The organism is Pseudonocardia sp., from assembly GCF_050250275.1.
Lineage (GTDB): Bacteria > Actinomycetota > Actinomycetes > Mycobacteriales > Pseudonocardiaceae > Pseudonocardia.
Genome location: NZ_JBFWOY010000001.1, coordinates 240,697 through 252,023, shown reverse-complemented (window position 1 = coordinate 252,023; position 11,327 = coordinate 240,697). Strand labels below are relative to the sequence as shown.

Annotated in this window: 13 protein-coding genes; all 13 read left to right on the top strand. The window is 73.1% G+C overall.

Going from position 1 to position 11,327, the window contains the following annotated elements; translation table 11 throughout:
- The first annotated feature begins 53 nt into the window (after positions 1-53).
- The 13 genes from AB7F12_RS01260 (at position 54) to AB7F12_RS01200 (ending at position 11,318) form a co-directional block, all read left to right on the top strand.
- Positions 54-416: a YbaB/EbfC family nucleoid-associated protein gene (locus tag AB7F12_RS01260; RefSeq protein WP_428498979.1), complete on the top strand. Its 363-nt coding sequence runs from the start codon at positions 54-56 to the stop codon at positions 414-416.
- Complete coding sequence (locus tag AB7F12_RS01255) at positions 413-715, top strand: hypothetical protein (RefSeq protein ID WP_428498978.1); 303 nt, start codon at positions 413-415, stop codon at positions 713-715. Before AB7F12_RS01260 ends, AB7F12_RS01255 begins: the two co-directional genes overlap by 4 nt.
- A complete protein-coding gene (locus AB7F12_RS01250; protein WP_428498977.1) occupies positions 712-1,656 on the top strand; it encodes a WXG100 family type VII secretion target in 945 nt (314 codons plus the stop codon). Before AB7F12_RS01255 ends, AB7F12_RS01250 begins: the two co-directional genes overlap by 4 nt.
- Positions 1,657-1,737: 81 nt before the next feature.
- A complete protein-coding gene (locus AB7F12_RS01245) occupies positions 1,738-2,400 on the top strand; it encodes a hypothetical protein (RefSeq protein ID WP_428498976.1) in 663 nt (220 codons plus the stop codon).
- A 44-nt stretch (positions 2,401-2,444) separates the two neighbouring features.
- Positions 2,445-3,215 (top strand): SDR family NAD(P)-dependent oxidoreductase, encoded by a 771-nt coding sequence (locus AB7F12_RS01240; protein WP_428498975.1) that lies wholly within the window; start codon positions 2,445-2,447, stop codon positions 3,213-3,215.
- A 26-nt stretch (positions 3,216-3,241) separates the two neighbouring features.
- Complete coding sequence (gene pyrE, locus AB7F12_RS01235; protein WP_428498974.1) at positions 3,242-3,790, top strand: orotate phosphoribosyltransferase; 549 nt, start codon at positions 3,242-3,244, stop codon at positions 3,788-3,790.
- A gap of 315 nt (positions 3,791-4,105) precedes the next feature.
- Positions 4,106-4,645 (top strand): hypothetical protein, encoded by a 540-nt coding sequence (locus AB7F12_RS01230; RefSeq protein ID WP_428498973.1) that lies wholly within the window; start codon positions 4,106-4,108, stop codon positions 4,643-4,645.
- Positions 4,642-7,047, top strand: a complete 2,406-nt coding sequence (locus AB7F12_RS01225) for an AAA family ATPase (RefSeq protein ID WP_428498972.1) — start codon at positions 4,642-4,644, stop codon at positions 7,045-7,047. Before AB7F12_RS01230 ends, AB7F12_RS01225 begins: the two co-directional genes overlap by 4 nt.
- A 245-nt stretch (positions 7,048-7,292) precedes the next feature.
- Positions 7,293-7,874, top strand: coding sequence for a hypothetical protein (locus tag AB7F12_RS01220; protein WP_428498971.1), 582 nt, complete (start codon positions 7,293-7,295; stop codon positions 7,872-7,874).
- A 4-nt stretch (positions 7,875-7,878) separates the two neighbouring features.
- On the top strand, positions 7,879-8,541 hold the full coding sequence (locus AB7F12_RS01215; RefSeq protein ID WP_428498970.1) for a TrmH family RNA methyltransferase: 663 nt from the start codon (positions 7,879-7,881) through the stop codon (positions 8,539-8,541).
- A gap of 296 nt (positions 8,542-8,837) precedes the next feature.
- Entirely contained in the window at positions 8,838-9,761 is a 924-nt protein-coding gene (locus AB7F12_RS01210) for a pyridoxamine 5'-phosphate oxidase family protein (RefSeq protein WP_428517190.1), read from the top strand.
- Positions 9,762-9,822: 61 nt separating this feature from the next.
- Positions 9,823-10,272 carry a hypothetical protein gene (locus tag AB7F12_RS01205; protein WP_428498968.1) on the top strand — a complete coding sequence of 150 codons (450 nt, stop codon included), beginning with the start codon at positions 9,823-9,825 and terminating at the stop codon, positions 10,270-10,272.
- The gene (locus AB7F12_RS01200) at positions 10,269-11,318 is read left to right on the top strand and encodes a glycoside hydrolase family 76 protein (RefSeq protein ID WP_428498967.1); all 1,050 of its coding nucleotides are present in this window, start codon (positions 10,269-10,271) and stop codon (positions 11,316-11,318) included. The genes AB7F12_RS01205 and AB7F12_RS01200 overlap by 4 nt, the downstream gene beginning before the upstream one ends.
- Positions 11,319-11,327 lie beyond the last annotated feature (9 nt).

Genomic DNA, 11,327 nt, shown 5'->3' with positions numbered 1-11,327 from the left:
GATTCGCTCCGAACGCCTCCGGGGGCGGGGGCCGCGTTCTAACGTCCGTGGCCATGACCACCGACGCCTCCACCCCCCGCGACTGGCTCGACGGGTACCTCGCCCGGCTCGACGACACCGCCGTGCGCGCCCAGCAGGCGAGCACCGAGATGGCCGCCGTCACCGGGACCGCCCGCAGCCGCGACGGGGCCGTCACCGTCACCGTCGAACCCTCCGGCGCGCTCCTCGACGTCGTCTTCTCCCCGGTCGCGGCGTCGATCACCCGGGAACGGCTCGCCGAGCAGCTGCTCGGGACGGCGGCGGAGGCCCGGAGGGCGGCGGCCGCGAAGGCCGTCGATGCCGCGGAACGCCTGTGGGGTGCCGACTCCGCGACCATGACCCTGCTGCGCGCCTCGCTGACCGGGCCGGCGCAGTGAGCTCCCCCGGCTTCTCGGTGGACGCCGACGCGGTCGACGCGCACGCCGGCACGGTCGCGGAGCGCGCCGCCCGGGTCAGGGCCGGTGCGCAGGCGGGGAACACGGTCGGCCCCGGTGCGTTCGGCATGATCGGTCAGGCGATCTCGACGCAGGTGATCAGGGCCTCCCACGACCTCACCACAACGCTGAACGCGGCGGCGGGCACCGGTGAGCGGCACGGACAGTCGTTGCGCGACACCGTCGCCGGCTACCGCGAGGTCGAGAGGCGGGTCGCCGCCGGGTTCGGTGGCCGGCGATGACCGATCTCGTCGCGGAGCCCGAGGACACGCCGTTCGTCGCCGGCGCGGGTGTGGTGGAGAGCGTCGCGGAGTTCGGCGAGGCGATCGGCTCCGGCGACATCGGGTCGATCGCGGTCAAGGGCGCGTCCGCCGGTATCGACGCCCTCGGGGTGCTCACCGACCCGTTCGGAAGTCTCGCCTCGGCGGGTGTCGGCTGGGCGATCGAGCACATCGGTTTCCTGCGCGAGCCGTTCGACGCGCTCCTGGGCGACCCCGGCGAGATCAAGGCGCACGCCAGGACCTGGTCGAACGTCTCGAAGCACCTGAAGACGGTCGCTGCCGACGACACCGCCGCGCTCGACCGGCTCTCCGGCTGGGACGGCGCCGCCGCCGACGCCTACCGCGTCCGCGCCCGGGAGTGGACGGGCACGGTCAGGGCCGCCGCCGACGAGGCGGACCGGCTCGTGGACGAGACGATCAGGTCCGCGGCGCTGACCGCCACCGTCCGCTCGACGATCCGCGACCTCATCGCCGATTTCGTCGCCAAGCTGATCGGTCCGCTGCTCGCGGCGGTCACCGCAGCGGCGGTCACGGCCGGGACGTCGCTCGTGGCATTCGTCGCGGGGGTCGTGTCCACGGCGATCTCGCTGGCGCGCAAGTTCGCCGGCCTGATCCAGAAGCTGCTGGACGCGCTCGGCCTCGCCTCCCAGCGGCTCGCGGACCTGATCGCGCGCCTCGCCACGCTCATGCAGAAGGCCGGCACGGTGTCCGTCGGGGCCGTGCACCTCACCCCGGACTTCGCCAGGTGGGTGGGGGCGAACCCGATGAAGATGCCCGCGTCCGTCGTGAAGGCCGAGGGCAAGGTCGGCGGCCCCTTCGTCGGCGCGGCGGTCACGGGCGTCGACGAGGCGGTGCAGATCGATGGCGCGAAGGAGGAGGCGAGGCAGGACGCAACGGTCTGACCGGATGGTTCCGACGCGCCGAACGGGCGAGCGCGGCGCGTTACGCCGACGACGGGGGCCTGCGCGGCTAGGCTCCGCGCCGTGGGCAACGCGTCGGTCTGGTTCGTCATCGCCGTGGTCGCGCTCCTCGCCGGCATCGGCCTCCTGATCGCCGACCGCACCCGCGGCGACGGGGGGACCCGCGACCGCAGGCGCTGGGCGGCATTGCGGGAGTGGGAGTTCGTCGAGAGTGACCCTGTGCTGCCCAGCCGGTGGCGCTACGGGACGATCCACCAGGGCGGCCCGGGCATCGCCCGGAACCTGGTGAGCGGCAACGTCCCCACCCACCAGGGGCCCCGGCAGGCCTACGTGTTCGACCACGAGCAGCACGGCCGGGTCGGGTCCGTCCTCGCCGCGGTGCAGGTGCAGTCGCAGCTGCCCGCTGCCGTCGAGCTGCGGTTGCCCTCGGCACCCCTTCCCGACGACGCGGGCCTCGACCTGCTCGCCCCCGTCGGCGAGCGCTACGCCTTCGTCTCCGACGCCGACGCGGTGAAGCCGCTGCTCACCCCGGAGCTGGCCGATGCCGGCAACGCGGTCGGCGACGACATCGAGCTGTTGTGGGCCGAGGACGCGTGGGTGCTGGCGGCCGCGCCGGTCGACTCCACGACCGAGCGTCTGCAGGACCTGCTCGCCGACATGGCCGAGGTCGCGCACGCCCTCGAGGAGGGCCAGGGCGCGGCCCGTCACCGGCTCAGCAAGAACTGACCCGCTGCGGCGCGTGGCGGCGGCGCCCTGGTTAGGGTCGTGGTGTGCCGACCGCCCTGATCACCGGAGCGACGGCGGGCATCGGTGCCGCCTTCGCCGCGCGCCTCGCCTCCGACGGACACGACCTCGTTCTCGTCGCCCGTGACGTCGAGCGGTTGGAGTCGACGGCGCACCGGCTCCGTGGCCGCGGCTCCACCGTCGAGGTCCTGGGCGCCGATCTGGCCGACGCCGCCGGCCGCTCCCGCGTCGCGGACCGCCTGGCCGACCCGGACCGCTCCCCCGTGGACCTGCTCGTCAACAACGCGGGTATGTCGCACAAGGAGCGGTTCGTCGACACCAGCCCCGCGGACCTGCAGCACCAGCACGACGTCAACGTCACCGCCGTCATGGTGCTGACCCGGGCGGTGCTGCCCGGCATGGTCAGCAGGGGCCGGGGCGCGGTCGTCAACGTCTCCAGCGTGCTCGGGCTCGTCCCCGGCCAGGGTTCCATCTACAGCGCCGACAAGGCGTGGGTCACCTCGTTCACCGAGGGGGTCGCGGCGTCGGCGGCGGGGACCGGGGTGCGTGCGATGGTGCTGTGCCCCGGGTTCGTGCGCACCGAGTTCCACGAGCGGGCGGGCATGAACGTCGGCGACCGCAGCGGGCCGTTGTGGCTCGACGCCGACCGCGTCGTCGACGACTGCCTGGCCGACCTCGCCCGCGGCCGGGTCGTGTCCGTGCCGAGCCGCCAGTACAAGACGATCGTCGGCGTCGCGGACGTGCTGCCGCGCGGGGTGGTCCGCCGCCTCGCCGCGCGCATGTCCCGGCGCCGCTGAGCTCCCCTGCAGGAAGGTTCATCCCGATGAGTTCCGACACCGACCGCGACCGTCTCGCCACGCTCGTCCGCGAGCTGGGTGTGGTGCACGGCAAGGTCACGTTGGCGTCCGGCGCCGAGGCCGACTACTACGTCGACCTGCGCCGGGTCACGCTGCAGCACGAGGCCGCACCGCTGGTCGGCAGGCTGCTGCGGGTGCTGACCGCCGACTGGGACTACCAGGCCGTCGGCGGGCTGACACTGGGCGCTGACCCCGTCGCCGACGCGATGCTGCACTCCGCCGCGGCCGACGGCGTCGCCCTCGACGCCTATGTCGTGCGGAAGGCGACGAAGGAGCACGGCATGCAGCGCCTCGTCGAGGGCCCGGACATCGCCGGCCGTCGCGTGCTCGTCGTCGAGGACACCTCGACGACAGGTGGTTCGGTGCTGACGGCTGTGCGGGCGGTGCGTGCGGCCGGTGCGGAGATCGTGGGTGTCGCGACGGTCGTCGACCGCGACACCGGGGCCAGGGAGGCCATCGAGGCCGAGGGTCTGAGCTACCGGGCGCTGCTCGGGCTCGCCGACCTGGGTCTGTAGCGCGGCGGGGACCCGGCCCCGTCCCCGCCGGGTCCCTCCGAACGGGTGACCCCTGCTTCGGCGAAACAATCGCGCAACCTGTTCGGCGCAGGCAACCGTCATGTTTGTGTCGCATACTCGGATTCGGTCACGAGGTGGTCACGCAGGGGGGGTGCGATGATTGTCCCGCGTCTGCAATTTGAATTGCGAAGTAGGACCGTAAAGTCCGTTTTATCATTCTTCGCCCTGGTCGTAGGCCTGGCCGCCCTCCTCGCCGGCTGCGGCGGACCCAGTGCGCAATACGTCACCAACTCGGCCGACAAGACATATCTGAAAGTGCCGAACACCTGGCGGCAGATCGATCCGGCACAGTTCACCGAGGCCCTCGGCAGCGCACCCGCCGCGAGCAGCGCCGACGGCACCTGGATCGTCGGGTACGACGCCGCCACCGGCCCGGCGCTCCAGCACATGTTCGACCCCCGCACCGACGCGCCCGTCGTCCTCGTCAGCGTCGACGGCGTCCCCGAGAAGTCCCGCGGCCAGATCAGCCTCGACGTCGTGCGCGACTTCCGCTTCCCCGTCTCCGCCACGGCCCGCCAGCAGCTCGAACTCGGCGCCTCCCGGCTCACCGACTTCCAGCTCCTCGCCGACGAGATGCTGACCCCCGGCCACGGGGTCCGCGGCGTGCACACGGTCTTCGCCTACCGCATCGACGGCGGCCCACCCCAGGTGTTCGACCAGATCGGTTACCTCAACGACGACGCCAGCAAGGTCTACGTGGCGATCGCCCGCTGCTCGCTCGACTGCTTCCAGGAGCGGCAGTCCGAGATCGAGGGCGTCGTCAACTCGTTCACCGTGCGGGAGGACAGCCCATGACGGCCCCCGACCTGACGAAACCCGCCGACGGGCCGGAAGGGCACCACCACGTCCCGCCGCCCGAACGGCCGACGACCCGCAAGCGGATGCCGATGTGGAACCGCATCCGGCTGCTGCTGCTGTTCGCCGTCGCGTTCTTCGTCATCGTCTGGGCCGCGATGGCCGACAACCCGCTCATCACGTTCGCCGACTCGCTGAAGATCCAGCTCTACGAGTCGCAGTGGCTGATCTGGCTGGCCGGCCTCGAGTTCCTGCGCCAGATCCACTACCTCGTCTCCGAGCGTTCCGTCGGCTACCACCGGTTCTGGTCGGAGAAGGTCTTCGGCGGGTTCGACCGCGCCGTGAAGAAGCGGTTCTCCGACTGGACCCGGTTCCGGCTCGGCCGGCTCGTCAAGGTCGTCGCGCTGCTCGTGCTGTTCGCCTTCATCGCCGCCGCGATCCTCGAGACGTCACCGATCCTCGCCGTGTTCCAGCTACCCGCGCTGATCTGGCAGGCGATGCCGCTGATCCTGCAGCTGCTCTTCGCCTTCTTCTTCATCGCGTTCCAATTCATCGGGCTGTTCTGGCTGCTCTCACGCGGCGGCGTCGACACCTACTACCCCGACGACATCAAGACCCGGTTCACCGACGTCTGGGGTCAGGACCACGTCCTCGACCGCATCCGCGAGAACATCATGTACCTGGAGCGACCCGAGGAGATCGAGGCCAAGGGCGGCTACGTGCCCGGCGGCATCCTGCTGTGGGGCCCACCCGGCACCGGCAAGACGCTGATGGCCGAGGCCGTCGCCGGCGAGACCGGGCGCCCCTACGTGTTCGTCGACCCCGGCGCGTTCATCAACATGTTCATGGGCGTCGGCATCCTCAAGGTCAAGTCGCTGTTCCGCAAGCTGCGCAAGCTGTCCCTGCGCTACGGCGGCGTCATCGTGTTCTTCGACGAGGCCGACGCGCTCGGCAATCGCGGCTCGCTCGCCCAGGTCGGCCCCGGCGGCGGACCCCGCGGCATGGCGCCCCCGCCCTTCCGGGCCGCCGGCTGCCACGGCTTCTCCTACCTCTCCGACGACACCCGCGCGCTGCTCACCCGCGAGGCCATGGCGTCGATCCCGGCGCCGGAACCGGAGCGGCGCAGCAGGTTCGTCATGGGCGGTGGCATGAACGGCGGCGGGGGCGGCATGGGCACGCTCCAGGCCCTGCTCACCGAGCTCTCCGGGCTCAAGAAGCCCCGCGGCCTGCTCAACCGCTGGGGACGACGCGCACTGGGCATGCGCCCCAAGCCGCCACCGAAGTACCGGATCCTCGTGATGATGGCGACCAACATGCCGGAGGCGCTCGACGAGGCGTTGCTGCGGCCGGGCCGCATCGACCGGATCTACAAGGTCGGCTACCCGAGCAAGGCCGGCCGGATCCGCACCTACGAGGGCTACTTCGACAAGGTGCCGCACGAGATCACGGCCGAGCAGCTCGACAAGCTCGCCACGATCACGCCGTACGCCACCGGCGCGACGATCAAGGACCTCGTCAACGAGGCCCTGATCACCGCCATCCGGGACGGCCGCGAGGTCATCGGCTGGCGGGACGTGCTGCGCGCCAAGCAGCTCAAGGACCTCGGCCCGCCCGAGGACGTCGAGTACATCGAGCGCGAGCGGCACGCCGTCGCCGTCCACGAGGGCTGCCACGCCGTCGTCGCCCACCGGGTGCGCGAGCACATGGAGATCGACCTCGCGACGATCGAGAAGGGCTCCGACTACCTCGGCATGGTCGCGAGCATCCCACCGGAGGACCAGTTCACCCGCTGGCGCTCGGAGTACGAGGCCGACATCCTCGTCTCCCTCGCCTCGCTGGCCGGGGAGCGGATGTTCTTCGACGGCGACAGCTCCTCCGGGGTGTCCGGGGACCTCGAGTCGGCCACGACCCTCGCCTCGTTCATGGAGGGCTTCTGGGGCATGGGAGCGACGGTGTCGTCCTACTCGACGGCGCGTCGCCTGGAGGTCGGCAGCCCCGGTGGCGGCAAGGGTGCGCCGGGGAAGAACGAGCCCACCGAGGCCGTCCTGCGCCGCGCCCTCGCCGACCGCATCGAGGACCACCTCGGCAGGCTCCTCGACCGCGCCGAGCAGATCCTGCAGGACAACAGGTCCGCGGTCCTCGCGCTCGCCCACGCGCTGGAGACGCACAAGACGCTGTCCGGGGAGGACGTGGAGGCGGTCATGAACGGGACCGTCGGCCCGTCCGTCGACGGCAGGATCTACGCCGACGGCGGCTTCCTCGCGCGGCTGGAGGAGTACCACGCCGCCGCGGTCGGCGCACACGTCGGACACACCTCCGTGCAGCTGGCGCTGCCGGTCGTGTGCCCGCAGGACGAGCACCCGACCAACGCCGCCGCCACCCCGCGGCCCGACACCCGGTGAGCGGGGGAGGCGTGCCCGTGATGTGCCACGCGGGGGTGCCCCCTGAGTGCCGGAACGGCCCCTTCCCGCAGCCCGGTTGCGGGAAAGGGCCGTTCGTGCAATCGGGAGGGCCGGGCTGCGTCGAGCCCTCCGGGGCGCGGCGGACGAAGACCGCCGGCAGCACTCACGACTGGTCCCCCATGTCCGACAGCGTGCGCTCATTTGGCACTGACTGCCGTTTCGGCACAGCTCGGTAGGCTCGCCCCATGGACCGCGACGAGCAGCAGCCGAGCCTGCGCGAACGCGGTCGTCGCCAGACCGAGGACGAGATCGGCATCGCCGCACTCGACCTCTTCGAACGCCACGGCGACGCCGCGACCACGGCCGAGGCCATCGCCCGCTGCGCCACGAAGGAACAGGCCGTCATGCTCGGCGACGGCGAGCTGGAGGCGGACCTGCTCGCGACCCTCGGCGCGCTGCGCGCCGGCGACGACGCCTACGCCGCGCTGGAAGCCTACTGGCAGGACGCGCTGATCCGGCTCGGCACCGACCCGGCATCGGGCGACCGGTTCCTGCGCGTCCGCCGCCTCGCACTCCACGAGCCGACGGTGCTGGCCACCAGCCTGCGCCTCGACGCCGAACGCACCGAACAGCGGGCGGCGCTCGTGGCCGGCACGGGGGCGACCCCGCTGCGGCCCGCGCGGTCGTCGACGCCTTCTCGACGATGGTCCGGCTGGCCCTGGAGGAGTGGGTGCGCTCGGTCGAGGGCGGTGAACCGGCCGACCCGCTCGAGGTCTACGCGCAGTGCCGGGTCGCGTTCCGCGAGGCGGTCGCGGGTGGCCGGGTGACCGCATGAGCGAGGTCGGCGTCGAGCAGGCGGGTGCGACCGAGTGGGCGGTACCCGGTCAGGTGGGCGTCGGGCCGTGGGACGGGCCGCTGCCCGACGACCCCCGCCTCGATCCCGACCTGCTGGCCGAGGGCGACCGGCGCAACGTCGTCGACGCCTACCGGTACTGGCGGCGGGAGGCGGTCGTCGCCGACCTGGCCGCGCGCGCACACCCGTTCCACGTGGCGATCGAGAACTTCGGCCACGACCACAACATCGGGACGGTCGTCCGCACGGCGAACGCGTTCGCGGCCGCGGGCGTCCACATCGTGGGGCGGCGCCGGTGGAACCGCCGGGGCGCGATGGTCACCGACCGCTACCAGACGGTGCACCACCACGAGGACGCCGCTGCGCTGCGCGACTGGGCGGAGGAGCGGGGACTGCCGATCGTCGCCGTCGACAACACGGCGGGGGCGGTGCGGCTGGAGGAGACGACGCTGCCGCGCGAGTGCGTGCTGCTGTTCGGGCAGGAGGGCCCGGGCCTGACCGACGTGGCGCGGGCGGCGTCGTCGACGCTCGTGTCGATCGCCCAGTTCGGCTCGACCCGCTCGGTCAACGCGGGCGTCGCGGCGGGGATCGTCATGCACGCGTGGGTGTCCGCGCACGCCGACCTGGACTCGGCCTGGTGATCCGGCGCGTCGGGTTCGTCTCGTAGCCCCGGCCGCGTGGCGGCGGTGACGGGGCGCGCAGGTGCTGTGTGGCGTCCGTCGGTCGCGGCCTGTCCGGGGCCGGTGTGCTGCTCGTCGGTCACCAGGCGGGTGAGGCGATGGTGCCGGTCCTGGTCGGCTCCGGTGGTGGTGCCGGAGACGGGGCGGGTCGTCGAGGAGGGGACGCACGACGAGCTGCCGGCGGTGTGCGGCCGCTACCACTCCGGCGATCTAATGCTTATACTCGCATCAAGCATTAGACGATGTGGGGAGGGACCGTGGCCGCCACGCAGCACGCGGGACACACCGGATTTCACGAGGGCGAGCTCGCCGTCCAGCAACGGGCAGGTGTGCGGGCGGAGGCCGGCCGCCTGCTGGGCATGCTCGACCCCACCGTGCTCAACGCGGGCATCCAGCGGTTCCTCGCCGCGCAGACGTTCGCCGCCTTCGCCGCGCGCGACGCCGACCACCGGCTGTGGGTGACCGGCCTCGCCGGCCCCGCCGGGTTCGTCGAGGTCGCCGGCCTCACCACCCTGCAGGTCCACGCCGCCCCCGACCTCGCCGGACCGCTCGGCGAGCTCGCCCCCGGCCAGCCCTTCGGGATGATCGCGATCGACCTGCTGCGGCGCCGCCGGCTGCGCCTCAACGGCGACGTCACCGCCGTCGACGGGGCCGGCCTCACCCTCGAGGTCGACCAGGCCTACGGCAACTGCCCGCAGTACATCCAGCAGCGTGCCCTCGCGCCCCGCGCCCACCCGGCCACCGACACCGGACGCCGCGACACGGTCCTCGACGACGCCGACGTCGCGCTCGTCCGCCGCTCCGACACGCTGTTCCTCGGCACCACACACCCCGAGCGCGGCAACGACGCGTCGCACCGCGGCGGCCCGGCCGGCTTCGTCCGCGTCGAGGACGAGACCCACCTGTGGTGGCCCGACTACCCGGGCAACAACATGTTCAACAGCCTCGGCAACCTGCACGCCGACCCGGCGGCCGCGCTCCTGTTCGTCGACTTCGCGACCGGCGGGATGCTGCACCTGTCCGGCACGGCGCAGGTGCAGTGGACCGACGCCGCCGGCGACGACGGCGACACCGGCCGCCGCGTCCGGTTCACGGTCGAGCGTGTCGTCAGCGGGGTCGGGCTGCCCGTGGCCGCCGACGAGGTCGGCCCCTACCCGCTCAACCCGGTGCTCACCGACTGACCGCCGCCGCGTGGACGGCGAGGCGCGCGCCCCGCGTGGGCCCGCGCCCTATCGTGACGACGTGGGGTTCTGGAGGAACGAGGAGCGCGGGGCCCGCGCCGTCGAGGAGTGGAACCGCCGGCTCCTCGCCGACGAGGCAACCGGCCGCAGGCGCGCCGATCAGGTGTTCGACGAGTCGCCCACCGGCCGTGCCCGCGCCGCCTACGACGACGGTCTGGAGATCTTCCAGTTCTCCATCCCGCTCGACGAGGTGACGACGATGCCCGTCGCCCGCGCCGCCTCGGGCGAGCTGCACCTGGCGGCCGACATCTCCGACGTCCTCGACGCCGTCGTCCGCGAAGGCTGGGACCTGCACTCGTTCTCGACGGTGTTCGCGCCGCGCCGCGTCACCCCTGCCGGCGACGCCGAGAACCGCGCGACCGACGTGTCCGGCGACCTCGTCGCCACCTACGTGTTCCTGCGCGAGGAGAGCTCCCACGCACCGCTGGAAGTCCCGGGGCGCGGCGAGTGAGCGTCTGGGCGGAACGCGCCGCAGAGGCCGAGACGGCGGTGCGGGCCCGGCACCTGCGCCGCGTCGTCGGCGTGACGCCCGGGACGCGGATCGGGCGGATTCGCTGGCCACGGCCCCGGCTCGACCGGCCCTGGCCGTGGCACTACTGGTGGCAGGCCCACCTGCTCGACTGTCTCGTCGACGCCGAGCTGCGCGCCCCCGACCGGCGGCGCGCCGCCGCGATCGCCGGCACCGCCCGCGGGGTGCGGCTGATGAACCTGGGCCGCTGGGTCAACGACTACTACGACGACATCGCCTGGTTCGGGCTGGCCGTCGAGCGCGCGGGCGCGCTCGCGCGACGCTCGGGCCCGGCCGCCGTCGCCGCTGTCACGACGCGGCTGCGCGCAGGGTGGACCCCCGACGGCGGCGGCGGCATCTGGTGGCGCCGCGCCGACGACTTCAAGAACGCCCCCGCCAACGGCCCCGCCGCGATCCTGCTGGCCCGCGCCGGCCGGGTCCCGCTGGCGGCGTCGATCGTCGACTGGATGGCCGCCGAGCTCGTCGACCCCCGCACCGGGCTCGTCCGCGACGGGATCCGGCTCGCCCCCGACGGCACCGTCCGCGAGATCGCCGCGACCACCTACACCTACTGCCAGGGCGTCTACCTGGGCGCCTGCGTCGAGCTGGCCGAACGCGACGGCGACCCCCGCTGGGCGGCACGTGCCGCCGCCGTGCTCGACGCGGTGGCCGAGCGCATGGCGGAGGCCGACGGGGTGATCCCGGGCTACGACGACGGCGGCGACGGTGGCCTGTTCAACGGCATCCTCGCCCGCTACCTGGCCGACGCCGCACGGCGCCGCCCCGAGCTCACCGCGACCGCGCGGCGGCTCGTGCTGGCCAGCGCGGAGTCGGTGTGGGACAACCGCGCCGAGGTCTCGACCGGCCCCGTGTTCGCCCACGACTGGCGCCGGCCCGCCCGCATCCCCACCCCCGGCACCCCGGAGGCGGCGCTGTCGGTGCAGCTGTCGGGCTGGATGCTGCTGGAGGCGGCGGCCACCCTCACGTGAGCGGTCGCC

Coding starts and splice junctions, on each gene's coding strand:
- AB7F12_RS01250 (WP_428498977.1), top strand. CDS start 712: ATGACCGATCTCGTCGCGGAGCCCGAGGACACGCCGTTCGTCGCCGGC.
- AB7F12_RS01260 (WP_428498979.1), top strand. CDS start 54: ATGACCACCGACGCCTCCACCCCCCGCGACTGGCTCGACGGGTACCTC.
- AB7F12_RS01215 (WP_428498970.1), top strand. CDS start 7,879: ATGAGCGAGGTCGGCGTCGAGCAGGCGGGTGCGACCGAGTGGGCGGTA.
- pyrE (WP_428498974.1), top strand. CDS start 3,242: ATGAGTTCCGACACCGACCGCGACCGTCTCGCCACGCTCGTCCGCGAG.
- AB7F12_RS01220 (WP_428498971.1), top strand. CDS start 7,293: ATGGACCGCGACGAGCAGCAGCCGAGCCTGCGCGAACGCGGTCGTCGC.
- AB7F12_RS01225 (WP_428498972.1), top strand. CDS start 4,642: ATGACGGCCCCCGACCTGACGAAACCCGCCGACGGGCCGGAAGGGCAC.